Origin of the sequence: Curtobacterium sp. MCSS17_005, assembly GCF_003234225.2 — a bacterium.
Taxonomy (GTDB): Bacteria; Actinomycetota; Actinomycetes; order Actinomycetales; family Microbacteriaceae; genus Curtobacterium; species Curtobacterium flaccumfaciens.
Genome location: NZ_CP126258.1, coordinates 2928165 through 2947166, shown reverse-complemented (window position 1 = coordinate 2947166; position 19002 = coordinate 2928165). Strand labels below are relative to the sequence as shown.

The 19002-nt window shown below is 71.9% G+C and carries 14 protein-coding genes; 10 read left to right on the top strand and 4 right to left on the bottom strand.

What is annotated here, in order from left to right; all coding sequences use genetic code 11:
- Positions 1 to 2: 2 nt before the first annotated feature.
- Entirely contained in the window at positions 3 to 2009 is a 2007-nt protein-coding gene (locus tag DEJ20_RS14065) for a glycoside hydrolase family 127 protein (protein WP_111235830.1), read from the bottom strand.
- A gap of 163 nt (positions 2010 to 2172) precedes the next feature.
- Between DEJ20_RS14065 and DEJ20_RS14060 the strand changes: the two genes are divergently transcribed.
- The 10 genes from DEJ20_RS14060 to DEJ20_RS14015 all read left to right on the top strand — a co-directional run bounded on the left by DEJ20_RS14060 (position 2173) and on the right by DEJ20_RS14015 (position 15747).
- On the top strand, positions 2173 to 3171 hold the full coding sequence (locus DEJ20_RS14060; RefSeq protein WP_111235831.1) for a LacI family DNA-binding transcriptional regulator: 999 nt from the start codon (positions 2173 to 2175) through the stop codon (positions 3169 to 3171).
- 707 nt (positions 3172 to 3878) lie between these two features.
- Positions 3879 to 5582, top strand: coding sequence for a xylulokinase (locus tag DEJ20_RS14055; RefSeq protein ID WP_111235832.1), 1704 nt, complete (start codon positions 3879 to 3881; stop codon positions 5580 to 5582).
- Complete coding sequence (locus DEJ20_RS14050; RefSeq protein ID WP_111235833.1) at positions 5579 to 6289, top strand: L-ribulose-5-phosphate 4-epimerase; 711 nt, start codon at positions 5579 to 5581, stop codon at positions 6287 to 6289. The genes DEJ20_RS14055 and DEJ20_RS14050 overlap by 4 nt, the downstream gene beginning before the upstream one ends.
- Positions 6286 to 7821: an L-arabinose isomerase gene (araA, locus tag DEJ20_RS14045; protein ID WP_111235834.1), complete on the top strand. Its 1536-nt coding sequence runs from the start codon at positions 6286 to 6288 to the stop codon at positions 7819 to 7821. Before DEJ20_RS14050 ends, araA begins: the two co-directional genes overlap by 4 nt.
- 17 nt (positions 7822 to 7838) lie before the next feature.
- The gene (locus DEJ20_RS14040) at positions 7839 to 9113 is read left to right on the top strand and encodes an FAD-binding protein (RefSeq protein WP_111235835.1); all 1275 of its coding nucleotides are present in this window, start codon (positions 7839 to 7841) and stop codon (positions 9111 to 9113) included.
- A 94-nt stretch (positions 9114 to 9207) separates the two neighbouring features.
- Complete coding sequence (locus tag DEJ20_RS14035) at positions 9208 to 10158, top strand: cation-transporting ATPase (protein ID WP_258377202.1); 951 nt, start codon at positions 9208 to 9210, stop codon at positions 10156 to 10158.
- 204 nt (positions 10159 to 10362) lie between these two features.
- Entirely contained in the window at positions 10363 to 12030 is a 1668-nt protein-coding gene (locus tag DEJ20_RS14030) for an ABC transporter substrate-binding protein (RefSeq protein ID WP_111235836.1), read from the top strand.
- Positions 12027 to 13814 carry a dipeptide ABC transporter ATP-binding protein gene (locus DEJ20_RS14025; protein ID WP_111235837.1) on the top strand — a complete coding sequence of 596 codons (1788 nt, stop codon included), beginning with the start codon at positions 12027 to 12029 and terminating at the stop codon, positions 13812 to 13814. The genes DEJ20_RS14030 and DEJ20_RS14025 overlap by 4 nt, the downstream gene beginning before the upstream one ends.
- The gene (locus DEJ20_RS14020; protein WP_111235838.1) at positions 13811 to 14746 is read left to right on the top strand and encodes an ABC transporter permease; all 936 of its coding nucleotides are present in this window, start codon (positions 13811 to 13813) and stop codon (positions 14744 to 14746) included. Before DEJ20_RS14025 ends, DEJ20_RS14020 begins: the two co-directional genes overlap by 4 nt.
- A complete protein-coding gene (locus DEJ20_RS14015) occupies positions 14743 to 15747 on the top strand; it encodes an ABC transporter permease (protein ID WP_027466175.1) in 1005 nt (334 codons plus the stop codon). Before DEJ20_RS14020 ends, DEJ20_RS14015 begins: the two co-directional genes overlap by 4 nt.
- A gap of 154 nt (positions 15748 to 15901) precedes the next feature.
- Here the strand turns inward: DEJ20_RS14015 and DEJ20_RS14010 are convergent, their stop codons facing one another.
- The 3 genes from DEJ20_RS14010 to DEJ20_RS14000 all read right to left on the bottom strand — a co-directional run bounded on the left by DEJ20_RS14010 (position 15902) and on the right by DEJ20_RS14000 (position 18809).
- On the bottom strand, positions 15902 to 16888 hold the full coding sequence (locus DEJ20_RS14010) for a squalene cyclase (RefSeq protein ID WP_111235839.1): 987 nt from the start codon (positions 16886 to 16888) through the stop codon (positions 15902 to 15904).
- A 122-nt stretch (positions 16889 to 17010) separates the two neighbouring features.
- Entirely contained in the window at positions 17011 to 17490 is a 480-nt protein-coding gene (locus DEJ20_RS14005; protein WP_111235840.1) for a DUF2087 domain-containing protein, read from the bottom strand.
- Positions 17490 to 18809, bottom strand: coding sequence for a GNAT family N-acetyltransferase (locus DEJ20_RS14000; protein WP_111235841.1), 1320 nt, complete (start codon positions 18807 to 18809; stop codon positions 17490 to 17492). The genes DEJ20_RS14005 and DEJ20_RS14000 overlap by 1 nt, the downstream gene beginning before the upstream one ends.
- Between the last annotated feature and the right edge of the window lie 193 nt (positions 18810 to 19002).

The following is a 19002-nucleotide window of genomic DNA, read 5'->3' as shown; positions in this document are numbered from 1 at the left end:
GGTCACCGTGCCAGCGGGAGCCAGACGCGCATCGGCGCGGCTCCTCGGTTGGCCCACGCGTAGTACGGGACGGCGATCGCGGTGACGTCGCGACCGGCCTGGAGGCCCGTGGTGGCGCCCTGCGGACCGGCCACGTCGTCGACGCTGGTTGCGTCTCCGGCGTGATCCGCGCCTCCAGACCGGGTCGCGTCCAGACGCTGGTACGGCCAGGCGGGCTGCACGTGCTCGGCCGGGGCGTGCCCCGGGATCCGCAGCGTGACGACGCCGTCGAGCAGGTCGTCGCGGCGCTCCTCGGTGATCGGCGCGTCCGCGTCGACCGTCAGGTCGTCGACCGTGAAGCCCTGCTGGTCCGGCTGCTCGACCGCGTACACGAGCGGGCCGCGCTCGATCGCGACCTGCCCGCGGGCGGCGTCGATGCGGGCGTCGGCGACGTAGCGGTGCGGCGTCGTGTCGAAGACGAGCTCGACGGTGTCGCCCGCCGACCACTCGCGGTCGACGACGTGCAGCGTGCCCGCTGTCGGACTCGCGGACCCGTCCGGACCCGTGACGGTCGTGGTGTCCGACCAGGCCGGGATCCGCAGCCCCAGGGCGAGCGGGCCGTCCTCGGTGACCGTGACACGGACGCGGCCGTCGTGCGGGTAGTCGGTCTCGACCCGCACCGGACCGAGGTCGGCGGTCGCGTACTGGTGGATCTGCAGCCCGCCGTCGGTCGCGGTCGCCAGGTAGCCGTCGAGGCTCGAGAAGGTGCGCATGATGTTCGGCGGGCAGCAGGCGCAGTCGAACCAGCCGCGGCGCCCGTGGGCGGGGGAGCGGTTCTCGTCCTGGTGGGCGTGGTCGCGCTGCTGCAGCGGGTTCACGTAGAAGTACTCGGTGCCGGCCAGGCTCACCCCGGCGAGGAACGCGTTGTAGAGCAGGCGCTCGATCGCGTCGGCGTAGACCGGCTTGCCGGTGGCGAGCAGCAGCCGCCATGCCCACTGCACGCCGCCGATGGCCGCGCAGGTCTCGGCGTAGCCGCGGTCGGTCGGCAGCTCGTACGGGTCGCCGAACGCCTCCCAGTCCCAGCGCGCCCCGAGGCCGCCGGTGATGAACGCCTTCGTCGCCATCATGTCCGCGAACTGCGTCTCGCTCGCGGCGAGGAGCTCGGTGTCCCCGGTCTCGATCGCGACGTCCACGGCACCCGCCGCCAGGTACACGGCGCGGACGGCGTGGCCCTCGACGGTCGTGGCCTGCCGGCTCGGCACCCGGTCGGAGAAGTACGTCGGCTCGCCGCCGGCGCGCTCGATGATGCCGTGCCCGCGGGCGTCGACGAACCAGTGCGCCAGGTCGAGGTAGTCACGGTTGCCGGTCTCGCGGTACAGCTCCACCAGGCCCATCTCGACGACCGGGTGGCCGTCGACGTCGCGCGTCTTCGGCGTGCCGTCCGGTGCGGTGCCGTCGCCGAACGTGCGGACCAGGTGGTCGGCGTTCTTGATCGCGACGTCGAGCAGACCGGTGTCGCCCGTCGCACGGTGCTGCGCCACGGCCGCCTGGTACAGGTGCCCGGCGCAGTACATCTCGTGGCTCCACTTGAGGTCCGTGTACCGCTCACCCTTCCCGCGCACCTGCTGCACGGAGTCCAGGTACCCGTCGTCGGCCTGCGCCTGGGCGTACAGGGCGGTGACCTCGCGCTGCAGGTCGAGCAGGTCCTCGGCGGGGGCGCGGCCGTACTCCCACGCCACGGCCTCGAGCCACTTCGTCACGTCGGAGTCCATGAAGATCTGGCCGACGGCCTCGCCCTCCTCGAGCCCTGCGGCGATGCGGAGGTTGCGGAAGTTGCCGGCCGTCTCGAGCTGTTGGTAGCCGCTGCGGACGGCGTCGCGGCCGTTGCGCTCCTGGCGGAGCGCCCAGAAGCCGCCGGTGATCCGGGCGTCGCCGGTCGGCAGCGGCCGGAGCGTGAGGTGCGCGTCGGTGGTGGGGAGGACCGGGGTCGCGGTGTGCGCGCCGCGATCCGTCGCGAGCGTGGTGGTCATGTCGCCTCCTTGCGATGTGACTGGCGCCGTCCGGATGGGCTGGCCATCCGGAAAACGGTTTCTGCGGTGGACGCTACGACACGGGGTGCACGCCGCGCAAGAGCATTCCGGCGGTTTTGTGTAAGGTCGTCGGCACGTCCTGAACGTCGGAAAGGTGGTTGCCGTGACGCTCGAACGCACCGGTCAGCCGATCCGGATCACCGACGTGGCGGCGCTCGCCGGGGTGTCGATCGGCACCGCGTCGAAGGCGCTGAACGGCACCGGGCAGCTGCGGGACGCCACCCGGCTGCGGGTGAAGGACGCCGCCGAGAAGCTCGGGTTCGTCGGCGATGCCCGGGCCCGTGCGCTGTCGTCGGGGCGGACCTACACCGTCGGCATGATCACCACCGACTCGTTCGGACGGTTCTCGATCCCGGTGCTGCTCGGTGCCGAGGACGCCCTGTCCGCCGGGCGGATGGCCGTCCTGCTGTGCGACACCCGCGACGACCACGTACGCGAGGCCCACTACCTGCGCTCCCTGGCGGCCCGCGGCGTCGACGGCATCATCGTGACGGGCCGCTCCGCCGACGCCCGGCCCCCGATCGACGTGTCAATGCCGGTCGTCTACGCCTTCACGCCCTCGACCGATGACTCCGACGTGTCGATCACCCTCGACGACGCCGCCGGGTCGGCACTCGTCGCCTCGCACGTGCGCTCGCTCGGTCGGCAGCGGGTCGCGATCGTGACGGGGCCGGCGCGACACCGCTCCGCGGCACGACGGGTCGCCGGAGCCTCGTCGGTCCTCGGGTCGCACCTGGTCACCGACCCGCTGTACGGCGAGTGGTCGGAGCGCTGGGGACGGCAGGCCGTGGACGTGCTCGCGCGGGAGTCGCCCGACGTCGACGCGATCGTCTGCGGCAGCGACCAGATCGCCCGGGGCGTGTGCGACCGGCTGCGGGAGCTCGGGCGTTCCGTGCCCGGCGACGTCGCGGTCACGGGGTTCGACGACTGGGACGTGATGGCGCTCGCATCAAGGCCGCCGCTGACCACCGTGGACCTGCGGCTCGAGGAGCTCGGGCGCGTCGCGGGGCAGGCGCTCCTCGCCCTGATCGACGGCGGGACGGCGTCGTCGGCGGCCGTGACCCCGTCGCTCGTCATCCGCGAGAGCACCGTCGGCGCGTAGGGCGCGGTCGGGGGTCGGGCTCGCGGTTCGGGGCTCGCGAGGTCGCACGAACTGCCGCGCGTCGTGCTGTCCGGCGGCAGTTCGTGCGACCTCGGCGGACGGGTCGCGGCGTGTCGTGCGACCTCGGCGGCGCTGGTGCTGGTGCTCGTGCTGGTGCTCGTGGTCGAGCGGTCACAACACCCCGTCTGCCGTGGTCGAGCGGTCACGACTCGTCGCCCGGCGCACCTCCAGCCGACAGTTCGCGACCGCGCGGAGGGGAGGCAGCGGGGTGTCGTGACCGTCCCGAGCGCCGCAGTTCGGGGTGTCGCGGGTTCGGAGAGTCGGTGGTCGGGACGTGCGCGGGTGTGGGCCGTCCGGTGGTCGGGACTTGCGCGGGTGCGGGGCGGCGAGTGGTCGGGACTTGCGCGGGTGTGGGGTGGCCGGTGGTCGGGACTTGCGCGGGAGCGGTGTTGCGGTGGTCGCACGTCGTCGCCGACCTCGTGCGTCGCGCGGTCACGACCCGTCGCGCGCGGGGCGTCGAGTGGTCAGGAATGGTCGGCTGCCGATGCGCTGGACGACGGTTCGTGACCGGTCGGGGGAACTGAGCGGGGTGTTTCGACCGCTGGCGGGACGGGCGCACCGGCGGCGCGCCGCGGCGTTGCACGAGTGAGCGCTCACGTGCCAGGATGTGAGCGCTCACTGGGGACGACGAGGTTCTGGAGGAACGCATGGGTGACGACCGCCGACAGCGGATCGTGGACGGCCGCACCACACTGGGGATCGAGCTCGGCTCCACCCGCATCAAGGCCTGCCTGGTGGACGAGGACCTCGTGCCCATCGCGGCCGGTTCCCACGAGTGGGAGAACGAGTACGTCGACGGCCGCTGGACCTACTCGCTCGAGGCCGTCGAGACCGGACTCCAGGCCGCCTACGCCGCCCTGGTGGCCGACGTCGAGACGCAGTACGGCGTCACCCCCACCACGTACCGAGCCGTGGGCGTGAGCGCGATGATGCACGGCTACCTGGCGTTCGACGCCGCGGGCGAGCTGCTCGTGCCGTTCCGCACCTGGCGCAACACCTCGACCGGCCCCGCGGCCGAACGGCTCAGCGAGGCCCTCGGGTTCAACATCCCGCTGCGGTGGTCGATCGCCCACCTGTACCAGGCGGTCCTCGACGACGAGCCGCACGTGGCCGAGATCGCCGGTGTCACGACCCTGGCGGGCTACGTGCACCGACGCCTGACCGGGCGGAACGTCCTGGGCGTCGGAGACGCGAGCGGCATGTTCCCGATCGAGGGCGGCCCCGTCGACAGCGGCCCCGGCGACCCGGGCGCGAAGGACTTCGACCACGCCATGCTCGCCACCGCGCAGGACCTGATCGGCGTGCCGGACCTGCGGTCCCTGCTGCCCGAGGTCCTCGTCGCCGGCGCGGAAGCCGGTGAGCTGACCCCCGAGGGCGCGACCTGGCTCGACCCGACCGGCACACTCGAAGCCGGCGCACCGCTCTGCCCGCCCGAGGGCGACGCCGGAACCGGCATGGTCGCGACGAACGCCGTCGCCCCGCGCACCGGCAACGTCAGCGTCGGCACGAGCATCTTCGCGATGGTCGTGCTCGAGCAGCCGCTGACCACCGCGCACGAGGAACTCGACGTCGTCACCACCCCGGCCGGCGACGCCGTGGCGATGGTGCACTGCAACAACGGCGCGAGCGAGATCGCGAGCTGGGCCCGGGTGTTCGGACGCTTCGCCGAGGCCTCGAGCGAGCGGACCGGCGCGACGCCGATCGGCATCGACGACGTCTACGCCACGCTGCTCGCCGAGGCCGTCGCCGACGACACCGACCCCGACGCCGGCGGCCTGCTCTCCTTCAACTACCTGGCCGGCGAACCCGTCACCCACGTCGAGGACGGTCGGCCCCTGCTGCTCCGCACCCCCGGTGCACGCTTCACCCTCGGCAACCTGGTGCGCTCCGAGGTGCACGGCGCCTTCGCGACGTTGGCCATCGGCATGGACGTCCTGCACGGCGAACAGGTGCAGGTGGACCGGATGACCGCGCACGGCGGGCTCTTCCGCACACCCGGCAGCCCGCAGCGGCTCCTCGCGGCGGCGTTGCGCGTGCCGATCGCGCTCGAGGAGACCGCGGGCGAGGGCGGCGCGTGGGGGATCGCGGTGCTGGCCGCCTACCTCGAGCACACCGACCAGCAGCTCGCCGACTACCTGTCGGACACCGTGTTCGGCGGGGACACCGTGCACGTGGCCGAACCCGAGCCGGCGGACGTCGCCGGGTTCCAGACGTACCTGGACCGCTACCGGGCCGCACTGCCCGTGCAGGACGTCGCCGCGGCGGCGACCCGCCCCAGCGCGACCACAGGACCGACCGAGCAGACCGACGGCGCCGACCCGCGCCTCCAGACAGAGGAAGTGACCCGATGACGGACGCGATCGACGAGACCACACGCCAGGCGGTGGCGACGACACGGGAGCGCGTCGCGCGCCTGCACGGCGAACTCGTCCGCTACGGCCTCGTGATCTGGACCGGCGGCAACGTCTCCGAGCGCGTGCCCGGCACGGACCTGTTCGTCATCAAGCCGAGCGGGGTGTCGAGCGACGACCTGACGCCCGAGAACCAGGTCGTCTGCACCCTCGATGGCGTGCCGGCCGAGGGCTGGGGCAACGAGCACGGCCCGTCCAGCGACACCGCCGCGCACGCCTACGTGTACCGGAACATGCCCGCGGTCGGCGGTGTCGTGCACACCCACTCGACGTACGCGACCGCCTGGGCCGCCCGCGCCGAGGCGATCCCGTGCGTGATCACGGCGATGGCGGACGAGTTCGGCGGACCCATCCCGGTCGGCCCGTTCGCGATCATCGGCGACGACTCGATCGGTCACGGGATCGTCGACACCCTGAGCGGCCACCGCAGCCGCGCGGTCCTGATGCAGAACCACGGCGTCTTCACGATCGGCAAGGACGCCAAGGACGCCGTCAAGGCGGCCGTGATGTGCGAGGACGTGGCACGGACCGTCCACATCGCAAAGCAGGGCGGCGAGGTCGTCCCGATCCCCGAAGCAGACATCGATCGACTCTTCGATCGCTACCAGAACGTCTACGGACAGAACCCCGAAGGAGCCATGCGATGACGCAGGACACCACCGTCGACCCCCAGGCCACGCTCGACAGCTACGAGGTCTGGTTCCTCACCGGCTCCCAGGGGCTGTACGGCGAGGAGACCCTGCGCCAGGTCGAGGAGCAGAGCAAGGCCGTCCACGCGGAGCTCGCCGGACACCTGCCGGTGAAGCTGGTCTGGAAGCCCGTGCTCAAGGACGCCGACGGCATCCGGCGGGCGCTCATCGAGGCGAGCGCCGACGACAAGGTCATCGGTGTCACCACGTGGATGCACACGTTCAGCCCGGCCAAGATGTGGATCGGCGGCCTGCAGGCGCTGACCAAGCCGCTGCTGCACCTGCACACGCAGGCGAACGTCACGCTGCCCTGGGCGGACATCGACTTCGACTTCATGAACCTCAACCAGGCCGCGCACGGCGACCGTGAGTTCGGCTACGCCCTGGCCCGCCTCGGCGTCCGGCACGCCACGGCCGTCGGCCACGTCTCGGACCCCCGCGTCCAGCAGCGTGTCGCGAACTGGACCCGGGCCGCCGCCGGCGCCGCGGCCGTCCGTGAGCTGAAGCTGACCCGCTTCGGCGACAACATGCGCTACGTCGCCGTCACCGAGGGCGACAAGACCGAGGCCGAGATCGAGCTCGGCGTGCAGGTCAACACGTGGGCCGTCAACGAGCTCGCGGCAGCGGTGGACGCCGCAGCAGCGGACACGGCAGCGGTCGACGCGCTCGTGGCGACGTACGAGCGCGACTACGACGTGGACCCGTCACTCCGCAGCTCCGGCGGCGAGCGGCACGCCGCACTCCGCGACGGTGCCGCCATCGAGATCGGCCTCCGCACCCTGCTCGCGCAGAACGGCAGCGCCGCGTTCACCACGAACTTCGAGGACCTCGGCTCGCTCAAGCAGCTGCCGGGTCTGGCGGTGCAGCGCCTGATGGCCGACGGCTACGGCTTCGGTGCCGAGGGTGACTGGAAGACGGCGGTCCTGGTCCGCGCGATGAACGTCGCCGGTGCCGGCCTGCCCGGTGGTGCCTCCCTGATGGAGGACTACACGTACGACCTCACCCCGGGCGCCGAGAAGATCCTCGGGGCACACATGCTCGAGGTCTCGCCGACGCTCACCACCACGAAGCCGACGCTCGAGATCCACCCGCTCGGCATCGGCGGCAAGGACGACCCGGTCCGCCTGGTCTTCACCGCCGACTCCGGCGAGGCCGTCGTCGTCGCGCTGTCCGACACCCGGGACGGCTTCCGCCTCACCGCGAACGTCGTCGACGTCGTGCCCCCGACCGAGGCCCTGCCGAAGCTGCCCGTGGGCCGCGCGGTCTGGGAACCCCGGCCGTCGTTCCCCGTCGCCGCCGAGGCCTGGCTCACCGCCGGCGCCGCCCACCACACCGTGATGACGACGGCGGTCGGCCTACAGGTCGTCGAGGACTTCGCGACCATGGTCGGCACCGAGTTCCTGGTGATCGACGAACACACCACCGCACGCGGGTTCCGCGACGAGCTGCGTCTCCAGCAGACGTGGCACCGTCTCGACCGCGGCTTCTAGAGGAGTCAGGACCCACGATGGACGACGTGATCGCGGCCGAGCGCACCCGCACCAACTGGGCGGGCAACGTCACCTACCGCGCCTCGGCGCTGGCCCGGCCGACGTCGGTGGACGAGCTCCAGCAGCTCGTCGCCTCGACGCCGCGCCTGACGGCGCTCGGGTCGCGACACTCGTTCAACACCATCGCCGACACCGACGCTGTCCAGGTGTCGTTGTCGGACCTGCCGCCGGTGCTCGACATCGACACGTCGCGTCGCGTCGTGCGGGTCGCCGCTGGCATGACGCACAGCCAGGTCGCGGCCGGCCTGGAGGCCCGTGGCTGGGCACTCGGGAACCTCGCGTCCCTGCCGCACATCTCCACGGCCGGGGCCGTCGCCACGGGGACGCACGGCTCGGGTGTGCGGAACTCGTCGCTCGCGCAGGCGGTGGTCGGCCTCGACGTCGTCCGCGCCTCCGGTGAGATCGCGCACGTCGACGCCTCGTCGCCGGACGGGCTGCTCGACGCCCACCGGGTCGGGATCGGCGCGCTCGGCGTCGTCACCGCAGTGGAGCTCGCGATCGAGCCGACGTTCCAGGTCGCCACGACGGTGCACCTCGACCTGCCGTGGGATGCCGTCGCCGCGCAGTTCGACCAGGTGATGTCCGATGCGTACTCGGTGTCGATGTTCACCTCGTTCGACGACCGCGGTGCCCGGCAGGTCTGGGTCAAGCACCGTGTCGACGAGGCCGCTCCGACCGTCGACCTCGTGGCCCTGGGGGCCCGAGCGGCCTCGGGTCCGGTACATCCGGGCGAGAACGACCCTGCCGGGGTCACCGAGCAGGGCGGCGTGCCGGGGCCGTGGTCGGAGCGACTGCCGCACTTCCGGTCCTCGTTCACCCCGTCGACCGGGGCCGAGATCCAGGCGGAGTACCTGATCCCCGCTGCCTCGGCGGTGGCGGCGCTCGAGGTGCTCCGACCGCTGGCGTCGTTGTTCGCCCCGATCCTCATCGCCGCTGAGGTCCGCACCATCGCGGCCGACACCGCGTGGCTCGCGCCGTCGTCCGGTCGACAGTCGGTGGGTCTGCACTTCACGTTCCGTCGCGACGCCGCCGCCGTGGCCGCGGCGGTTGCCCGGATCGAGGACGTCCTGGCACCGTTCGACCCGCGGCCGCACTGGGGCAAGGTCTCCGCGGCCAGTGCCGAGCGGCTGCACGAGGCGTACCCGCGGCTGTCCGACTTCGCCGCACTCGCCCGTGACCTCGACCCCACGGGGCGGTTCCGCAACGCGTTCCTCGCGCGCATGCTGACCTGAGCCGCGCCGGTTCCCAGGGGATCGGGATGCGTTGTCCGGGTGTCGCACCGGAGCAGCGCCGGGCGTTCACATGTGAGGACGCAAAGGTCGGGTCATGGCGAACCTCAACCGCATCATCGGCATGGCCTCGAAGGTCATCGACAAGCAGCTCCAGAAGCGTGGGCAGGGGGGAACCGCGCCCGGCGCCGGATCGGAGCAGGGCGGAACCGACTGGCGTGGCATCGTGCGGAGCGCCGCGGACAAGCTGACCGGTGACGACCGGAGCCAGCAGCCGCAGCAGCAGTACGGCCAGCAGCAGCAGTACGGCCAGCCGCAGCAGTACGGCCAGCCGCAGCAGTACGGCCAGCCGCAGCAGTACGGCCAGCAGCCGCAGCAGCACGCCGGCACGCCGCAGCACGGGGCCGACGCCGACAAGGTCGCCCTGGCGAAGTACGACTATCTGCTCCGCACCTCGTCGCCGGAGCAACTCGAACAGGTCCACCACGACGCCTTCGCGCGGCTCACCCCCGCGCAGCGCCAGCAGGTCCGCGACCGCCTGAACTCCGAGCTCCCGCCCCACGAGCACCTGCGCGACGACTCGGCTGGCGGCATGGCCCGTGCGATGACCCGCGGTGAGATGTCGCGTCCGGGTCTGGTCCGACGGGTCCTCGGCGGTTCCGGCCGCTCGGGCAACGGCAACGGCAACGGCAACGGCCGCGGCCGTGGTGGCGCCTTCGCCGGCGGTGCAGCGGTCGGCGCCGGCGCGATGGCGTTCGGTGGCCTCGCCGCCGCGGTGGCCGGGGGAGCGGTGCTCAGCGCTGCCGCCGGTCCGGTCCTGGCAGGGGCGGCAGACCTCGGCGTCGACTTCGAGGGCATCGCGTCGGGCATGGGCGACCTCGGGCTCGGTGACCTCGGCGGTGGCGTCGAGGGACTCTTCGGTCAGGGCGAGCAGCTGCTCGGCGGCTTCGGCGAGCAGGCAGCGGGCCTCGGGGAGCAAGCCTCCGGGCTCGGTGAGCAGGCGTCGAACCTCGGCAACGACTTCCTCGGGGGGCTCTTCGACCGCTGACGCTCGGCGGTGCGAACGCATCGGGAATAGCGGGACGGCGTCCGGCGCTTGCAATGTTTCGTCGTGCGTCGTCCGAGGCGCGCGAGATTCGGACGGGCCACCGTCGCGGTGTCAGGATGGACGCCGCCCGGCGGGTGAACCGTTCCGCCGTCGCAGCGACCGCCACCGCGATCGCGACCCCCTTCCCCGAGGAGCAGCACCGTCATGAGACGCCCCAACCGCCTGACGATCACCGCGGCCGTCGCCACAGCAGCAGCCCTGGTCCTGACCGGCTGCTCGGGTGGGGGTTCGTCCGACGACGGAGCCGAGGGCACGGCCAAGGGCGGCACGCTCAACATCCTGACGCCGCAGACCTCGTTCCACCTCGACCCCGCGACCAGCCAGAGCCTCGGCATCACGTCGCTGGGCCTCGTCGCCCGACGGCTCACCACGTGGGACGTCGAGCCGGGCAAGACGGCGAAGGTCGTCCCCGACCTGGCGACCAACACCGGGGTCTCGAGCGACGACGGCAAGACCTGGACCTACACGCTGAAGGACGGCGTCGAGTTCCAGGACGGCACGCCGATCACCACGAAGGACATCAAGTGGGGCATCGAGCGCTCGTTCGCGCCGACGCTGAGCGGTGGCCTGAGCTACCACAAGTCGCTCCTGGTGGGCGGTGCCGACTACAAGGGCCCGTTCGACGGCAAGTCGCTCGACAGCATCGAGACCCCGAACGACAAGACCATCGTCTTCAAGCTGAACGACGCGTACGGCGACTGGCCGTGGCTCGCGTCGATGCCCGCGTTCACCCCGGTGCCCGAGGGTGACGGCAAGGACACCGGCGCCTACGACCTCAAACCGGTCGCGTCCGGTCCGTACCAGGTGCAGTCGAACACGCAGGGCTCGCAGGTCACGCTCGTCCGCAACAAGAACTGGAGCGCGAAGACCGACGAGGTCCGCACCGCCGGCCCGTCGAAGATCGTCTTCAAGGAGAGCCAGGACCAGTCCACGGTGACGCAGACGCTGATCGCGGACAACGGGGACGCCAAGAACTCGTTCGGCGCCATCTACCTGGGTGCCGCCGAGCTCAATCAGGTGCGCAGCAACCCGGCCGCCCAGGACCGCCTCGCCACCTCGAAGGCCGGCCCGATCAGCTACATGGCGATCAACACGCAGCGCGGTGAGCTCAAGGACCTCAAGGTCCGCCAGGCCCTGCAGTACGCGGTCGACCGCAAGTCCTTCCGGATCGCCGCCGGCGGCGCGATCGCCGGTTCGTACGCCTCGACGCTCATCACCCCGGGCATCGCCGGGCGCCAGGACTACGACCTGTACAAGACGAAGGCCACCGGCGACGTCGACAAGGCGAAGCAGCTGCTCAAGGAGGCCGGCGTCAGCAACCTCAAGCTGACCCTGGTCACCCAGAACGACCCGACCTACCTCGCCCAGGCCCAGGCGCTGCAGTCCGGCCTGAAGCGTGCCGGCATCGCGGTGACGCTCAAGCCGCTCGACTACGACTCCTTCACCCAGGCGACCACCAACGGCACCGACTTCGACCTGTCGCTGTCGAGCTGGCAGCCGGACTTCCCGAGCGCGAACGCCAACCTGCAGCCCCTCTACGACTCGTCGCAGATCGGTGGCGGTGGCTACAACGTCTCGAAGTACAGCAACCCCGAGGTCGACGCCCTCATCGCGAAGGCCAGCTCCACGGTCGACCAGGACGACGCGCAGAAGCTCTGGGCCCAGGCGGACCAGAAGATCATGGCCGACGCCCCGGTCGTGCCGCTGATCTACGCGAAGCAGTCCTTCCTCGCCGGCTCGAACGTGCAGAACTTCCAGATCGCGGACTTCCCCGCGTACCCGAACTACCTCAAGGTCTCGCTCGAGCAGTGACCGAACCGATCCTGCAGGTCGAGGGGCTCCGCGTCGCGTTCGGCGACGCGGAGCCCGTCGTCCGTGACGTCTCCTTCGACCTGACGCCCGGCCGGGTCCTCGCCCTGGTGGGGGAGTCCGGCTCGGGCAAGTCCGTCAGCGCCATGAGCGTGCTCGGGCTCCTGCCGCCGCAGGCCTCGGTGTCGGGCAGCGCCCGGTTCCGTGGCGAGGAACTCATCGGTGCTCCCGTCGAGACGGTCCGCGCCGTCCGGGGTGCGGGCATCGGCGTGGTGTTCCAGGAGCCGATGAACTCGTTCACGCCGGTCCTCTCGATCGGCACGCAGATCGCCGAGGCCGTCCGGGCTCACCCGACCGGGCTCGACCGCGCCGGGGTCCGGGCACGCGTCGACGAACTGCTCCGTGACGCCGGGCTCACCGACCCGGAGCGCATCCGCAAGGCCTACCCGCACGAGCTGTCCGGCGGGCAGCTCCAGCGCGCGATGATCGCGATGGCCCTGGCCGGTGACCCGGTCGCACTCTTCGCCGACGAGCCCACGACCGCGCTCGACGTCACCGTGCAGGCCGGCATCCTCGACCTGCTGCGGCGGCTCGGCCGCGAGCGTTCCCTCGCCGTGCTGCTCATCACCCACGACATGGGCGTGGTCGCGGACGTCGCCGACGACCTGCTGGTGCTGCGCCGCGGGGACCCGGTCGAGCACGGGACCGTCGCCGAGGTCTTCGCCCACCCGAACGCCGACTACACGCGCGAGCTCCTCGCGGCCGTCCCCAGCCTGGAGGCCCGTGGCGGCTCCGACGAGCCGAGCTCACGCGCCCACCGACAGCTCACGGCTCCGGGCGCGCGTGAGGTGTCGGCCAGCGCGAAGACCGCTGCGGTGAGCGGCGAGGCGGACGCGAGTCGCGCCTCTCCCCACCGGCACGGCCGGTCCGCCGCTGGCGCGTCGGACCGGAACCGGCGGCGTGGGCCCAGGCCGCCCGTCGCGCGCCTGCGCGACGTCGCCGTGCGGTACTCGCGCCGAGGCGGACCGACCGTGTCCGGCATCGACCTCGACCTGCACGCCGGCGAGACCGTCGGCCTGGTGGGCGAATCCGGTTCCGGCAAGTCCACGATCGGGCGCGCGCTCGCGGGGCTGGTGCCCGTCGTCGCAGGCTCGGTCGAGGTGGACGGCAGCGACCTGCGCACCGCTCGCGGACGACGACTGCGTGAGCTGCGCAGTCGGGTCGGCATCGTGTTCCAGGACCCGGCGTCGTCGCTCAACCCGCGGCAGACCATCGGCTGGAGCATCGCGGAACCGCTGCTCGTGCACGGCACCGACTCCGCTGCGGACCGGGCCGAACGGGTCCGTGAACTGCTGACCGCCGTGCAGCTCGATCCGACGTGGGCCGAGCGGTTCCCGCACCAGCTGTCCGGCGGCCAGCGGCAGCGCGTCGCCGTCGCACGTGCGCTCGCGCTGCGGCCGGCACTCGTCATCGCCGACGAACCGACCTCGGCACTCGACGTGACGGTGCAGGCCGCCGTGCTCGACCTGCTCGCCGGACTGCAGCGGGAGTTCGGCTTCGGCATGCTGCTCATCAGCCACGACCTCGCCGTCGTCCGCCAGCTCGCCGACCAGGTGATCGTGCTGCGCGACGGCCGGGTCGTCGAGCGGGGGAGCACCGACGCCGTGCTCGACGACCCGCACCAGGACTACACGCGCATGCTCCTCGCCGCAGCGCCCGTCGCCGATCCCGTGCGACAGGCCGCTCGCCGCGAGGCGTGGCGCGCGTGGGAAGGAGTGGCCTCGTGACGGCCAACGTCGTCGACCGACCGATCGCACCGTCCGGCCGGACCACCGGCTTCCGGGCCGTGGTGCGACGTGTCCGGCAGGACCGCTGGGCGGTGGCCTCGGCCGTCGTGATCGCGGTGTTCCTGGTGGTCGCCGTGGCGGCCCCGCTCATCGCGAAGGCGTCCGGGCAGGACCCGTACTCGTACGACATCGACGCGCTCAACTCGTTCGGTGCACCCCGGGGTGCCGGCGGCGGCATCAGCGGCGAGCACTGGTTCGGTGTCGAGCCCCTGACCGGGCGTGACCTGTTCTCGATCGTCACGTACGGTGCGCGGACCTCGCTCGGCATCGGACTCGCCGCGACCCTGGTGTCGATCGTCATCGGCGTGCTCGTCGGCGTCACGACCGGGTTCTTCGGCGGCTGGTACGACCGGGTGCTCTCGCGGGTCGTCGACGTGATCTTCGGGTTCCCGTCGCTCGTGTTCATGATCGCCCTCACCGCGATCGTGCCGTCGTCGTTCCCGAAGCCCGTGCTCGTCGTGCTCGTCATCGGGTTCTTCGGCTGGCCGGCCGTCGCCCGTGTCGTGCGGGGGCAGACGTTGTCGCTCGTCAGCCGCAACTACGTCGTCGCCTCCACCGCGATGGGCGCCGGGCGGTGGCACGTCATCCGCACGCAGCTGCTGCCGAACCTCGCCGCGACGATCACCGTGTACGCCACCATCTCGATCCCGTCGATGATCGGTGCCGAGGCCGCGCTCTCGTTCCTGGCCGTCGGCGTCAACCCGCCGACGCCGTCGTGGGGTCGCAGCATCGGCGACGCCATCGGCTGGGTGCAGACCGATCCCATGTACCTCGTGTTCCCCGGAGCCGCACTGTTCCTCATCACCCTCGCCTTCAACGTGCTCGGTGACGCCCTGCGCGACGCCCTCGATCCGCGAGGGGGCACCGCGTGAACGCCGCCACCCTGCGGTTCCTCGCGATCCGCGTGCTCGGGGCCGCCGTCGTGTTGCTCGTCGTCGCGGCCATCACGTACGCGCTCTTCATGCTCCTGCCGACCAACCCGGCCCGAGCGATCTGCGACAAGCCCTGCACCCCCGACCGGCTGCGAGAGGTCCAGGCGTTCCTCGGCACCGACAAGCCCTGGCTCGCGCAGTTCGGCGCCTACCTGGCCGGCATCTTCACCGGCCGGACGTTCGGCAGCGGCAACAGCGTCATCGAGTGCGCGGCGCCGTGCTTCGGGTACTCGTTCCAGCTGCACGAGAGCGTCACCGAGCTGATCCTGGCGCGCCTGCCCGTCACCGCTTCGATCGCCGTGGGCGCCGCCGTCCTGTGGCTCGTCGCCGGGGTGTTCGGCGGCACCGTGTCAGCGCTGCGCCGCGGCACCTTCGTCGACCGGGCCGTGATGACGGTCGCGGTCGCGGGTGTCTCGTCCCCGGCGTACCTGGTCGGGCTGCTCGGCATCCTGCTGTTCGGGTTCGTGCTGGGGATCCTGCCGACGAGCGGCTACGTGGCCTTCGGTGACGACCCGGTCGGCTGGTTCACCCACCTGATCCTGCCGTGGTGCGTGCTGGCCTTCATCAGCGCTGCGATCTACGCCCGGTTGACCCGTGGCGAGATGCTCGAGTCGATGTCGCAGGACTTCGTCCGGACCGCCCGGGCCAAGGGGCTGCGCGAGCGCCAGGTCGTCGTGCGGCACGGGCTCCGGACGGCGATCCTGCCCGTCGTGACGCTGTTCGGGCTCGACCTCGGGTCGCTGCTCGGTGGTGCGGTCATCACCGAGAAGGTGTTCTCGATGCAGGGCCTCGGCGCACTGCTCATCGACGCGGTGCACACGCTCGACCTGCAGGTGGTCGTCGGCTTCACGCTGTTCTCGGCACTGCTGATCGTCACGGCGAACGTGATCGTGGACGTGGTCTACGCGTTCGTCGACCCGCGGGTGCGGCGCCGGGCGTAGGGGCGCGGCCGCTCGTGCCGAGCCTCGCACCGTGCGAGGTCCGGTGCCCCCGCCGCTGTTGTGGTGCGAGGTTCTGTACTCCGTGCGAGCGCATCCGCCTGCCACGGAATCGGGAACCTCGCACCAGAGCGCTCGCCCCTCGCACCGTGCGAGGTCAGCCGGCCGTTGCCGCGCCGTCCCACCACCGCAGGACCCGCGTCCCCATCAGGGTGAGCCACTTCGAGCGTTCGCCCGCCGGGACGTCGACCTCGAACCACTGCCGCCCTGGTGCACGTTCACCTTGGGTCCAGGTGCCGTCGGCGTTGCGAGCCGCCCGGACGAGCTCGATCGCCTCGGCAGCACGTGGGTCCGGCGGGGTCCCGTCCTGCAACCCGGCCGCCCGCAGGTGATCGGTCGCCCGGAGCGCGGTGTAGATCCATCGCGACGGGTACGCGAAACGGTGCACCCAGGAGCCGACGAGCTCGCCGTCGGACTTCCGGTACAGCAGCCGCCGTTCGAGCAGGTACTCGGCTCCGCGGTGTCGGGCGGCGCGGAGCTCCGTGGCGCGCGGGTGCGATCCCTCGGACAGCTGCTCGTGCTGCAGCAGCCCGTCGAGCACGTTGAGGGTCGAGTGGAACGACGACACGGTCGACCCTTCGACCCACTCGCAGTTCCAGCCACCGTCGGCGAGCTGGTGCTCGAGCATCCACTCGGCGATGTCGTCCACGTCCGCGCCGAGCCAGGTGCCGTTGGCGAGCGTGAAGGCGTTGATGCAGCAGTCCACTTCGCCGCCCCAGTACGGCAGGTCGTCGTAGTCCCACCGACTGTTCTGGGCGAGGCGCGCGGCGGTGTCCCCGAGCACAGCGGCGTCGAGCCCCCAGTCGCGCAGCGTGTTGAGCGACCACGTCGTCGCCGTGTACGGCTGGCCCTGTTCCGCTTCGGGTCCGTCCGGGTCGAAGTCGGCGGGGAAGTAGGACCCGCCGGCCCACTGCCCGTCCGGGTCCTGGTGCGCGAGGAGCGCTGCGCCGATCCCCTCGGTCGCGACCCGCGCGCGGGTGGCCTCCCACGTCGGGGCCGGGGCACCGACCAGGTCCCGTTCCACCTGCCATCGCAGCGCCGGGTCCGAGTCGAGGAGCCAGTCGGCGACCGTGTCGTCCGTCATGCCGCGGAGACTACCCGCTGGGGTGCCCGGGGCGGCGAGCGGGGAGCGCCGGATGCCCGAGGAGAGGCGCCCGGTGCGAGGTTGATCACCCCGTGCGGGGGAACAACCTCGCACCGAGTGACCTACCTCGCACCGCGCGGAGCTAGACGACGCATCATCCGGTAGACCGAACCGTCGTCGGTGCGCGTCAGGACGCCGAGGTCCACGGCATCCCGGCGCACGACGGAGACATCGGTCGCGAACATGCCGATGGCCGCGTTCAGGACGGCCTCCGGCACAGCTCGGTCCGGTCCGAGTCGCTCGAACACGAGGTCCACGATCCGGACGGACAGCGCATGTCGTTCGACGTCCTTCACCGGCATCCGCTCGATCCGGTCGAACTCGAGCACCGCGGCCGGCGACTGCAGTCGCTGGAGCTCGCGTGACGTCCGGCCGAGCACTGACGCGTCGGGACCGTCGTCGGTGAGCCAGTCGAACGAGTCGATCGCTGCCCGGGTGCGGTCATCGACGGGGCTCCCGCCGAGCACCGCCGCTCGCAGGGTGGGGGACGCCAGGACGGAGACGACCTGACGTGCGCGCCCCACCACGCGGGCGACGTCCATCAGAAGTACGTGATGCCGTGCGGCGTCCGCGGCGGCAGCAACATCGCCCGGAGCAGCTCCACCGACGCCGGGTCCGCAGCGCGGACGAGCCCCGCTGCGGCCAACGTGACGGGGGAGACCGAGCCGATCAGCAGCGCACCGAGCTCCGCGACGTCGAGCTGGACGTCGGACCCGGCCACGTCGACGTCGTCGGCGATGCGCGTGACGGTGCCACGGGCCTCCTGGACGTCGAGGCGGTACGTACCGGTGGTGAAGCCGAGCGCGTCGGTGACCCCGAGTGTCAGCGACCCGTCGACGGCGAACGGCCGCGAGGCCAGCACCGCCGGCACGTCGAGCACGCGCAGCCAGACGTGGTCCTCTTCGTGGTCGACGTCGTACGCACGGTTGTCGCCGAGCGACGCGACGATGGGGTCGTCGAGGCGTGAGCGGTTGTACTTCACGACGTCGTTGAGGTCGACCGAGAGCAGGAACTCCCACAGGGCGGTGTAGGCCTGGTCGTCCGCGTAGACCAGGTCGACGATCTCGAGCGCGGTGTCGGAACCGCGGTCCTCCTTGACGCGCCAGGTCACGTAGCCGTCGATCTCGTCGGAGCCGTCGGGACGGTGCACCGCCGCACGGACGTCCTTCGCCTTCTGCCCGTCGTGCCCGAGCAGGCCGAACGCGACCGGCCAGGTGCCGGTGTTGCGGACCATCGAGCCCGGGGTGCGGACGTGGAACCGGTCGAAGACCGCCTTGCCCGGGCCGTCGGCCAGCCACTGCGGCGTGACGACCGACACCGTGCCGGAGGTCGGGGCGAGCAGGGGCAGCGCGCGCTCGCGGCGCACGTGCACGGCGCGCTCGCGGATGGCGCAGCCGAAGCCGAAGCGGCGGTAGATGGTGCCCTCGGACGCGGTCAGCGACGCGACGGCGTAGCCCTCGGCGACCCCGCGCTCGAGCGCGTGCGTCATCATGCGGCGCAGGATGCCGCGGCGACGCTCGGTCGGGCGGACGGTGACCGCGGAGATCGCCTGGGTGTCGACGGAGGACCCGTCACCCCAGCTCAGCGCCTTGCGGAACCACGTGAAGGTGCCGGCCGGCCACGTCTCGTCGACGGACCCCGGGAACGGCTCGCGGACGTAGACCCCGAGGAACGTCTCTTCGTCGGCGATGAAGTGCGACGCCATGCGGGCTGCGCCCTCGGCGTCGGGGTCGGCTTCGTGGAAGCCCATCCCGACGGCCTGCATCCACGCTGCCGTCTCGGCGTTCGGTGCCCCCTTGTCGTCCGTCCCGGGCGCGAACTCGCGCAGCTCGTAGCGGTCGTCGAATGCCTCGTTGCTCACGTTCCGACACTATCGGGACCGGGTGACGTCGCGACAGGCGGGTGGTCGGTCCGGTCGGCCTGGAGGCCCGGATCGCGTCCGGCAGACGGGCTTCGGGGTGCAGGTGGCGGGTTCGGGTGGCGGGACGTCGGGTGGCGGGCCGCACGGTGCGGGACGTCGGGTGGCGGGCCGCACGGTGCTGGGTTCGTCAGTG

Coding starts and splice junctions, on each gene's coding strand:
- DEJ20_RS14065 (WP_111235830.1), bottom strand. CDS start 2,009: ATGACCACCACGCTCGCGACGGATCGCGGCGCGCACACCGCGACCCCG.
- DEJ20_RS14055 (WP_111235832.1), top strand. CDS start 3,879: ATGGGTGACGACCGCCGACAGCGGATCGTGGACGGCCGCACCACACTG.
- DEJ20_RS14050 (WP_111235833.1), top strand. CDS start 5,579: ATGACGGACGCGATCGACGAGACCACACGCCAGGCGGTGGCGACGACA.
- araA (WP_111235834.1), top strand. CDS start 6,286: ATGACGCAGGACACCACCGTCGACCCCCAGGCCACGCTCGACAGCTAC.
- DEJ20_RS14040 (WP_111235835.1), top strand. CDS start 7,839: ATGGACGACGTGATCGCGGCCGAGCGCACCCGCACCAACTGGGCGGGC.
- DEJ20_RS14035 (WP_258377202.1), top strand. CDS start 9,208: ATGGCGAACCTCAACCGCATCATCGGCATGGCCTCGAAGGTCATCGAC.
- DEJ20_RS14030 (WP_111235836.1), top strand. CDS start 10,363: ATGAGACGCCCCAACCGCCTGACGATCACCGCGGCCGTCGCCACAGCA.
- DEJ20_RS14010 (WP_111235839.1), bottom strand. CDS start 16,888: ATGACGGACGACACGGTCGCCGACTGGCTCCTCGACTCGGACCCGGCG.
- DEJ20_RS14005 (WP_111235840.1), bottom strand. CDS start 17,490: ATGGACGTCGCCCGCGTGGTGGGGCGCGCACGTCAGGTCGTCTCCGTC.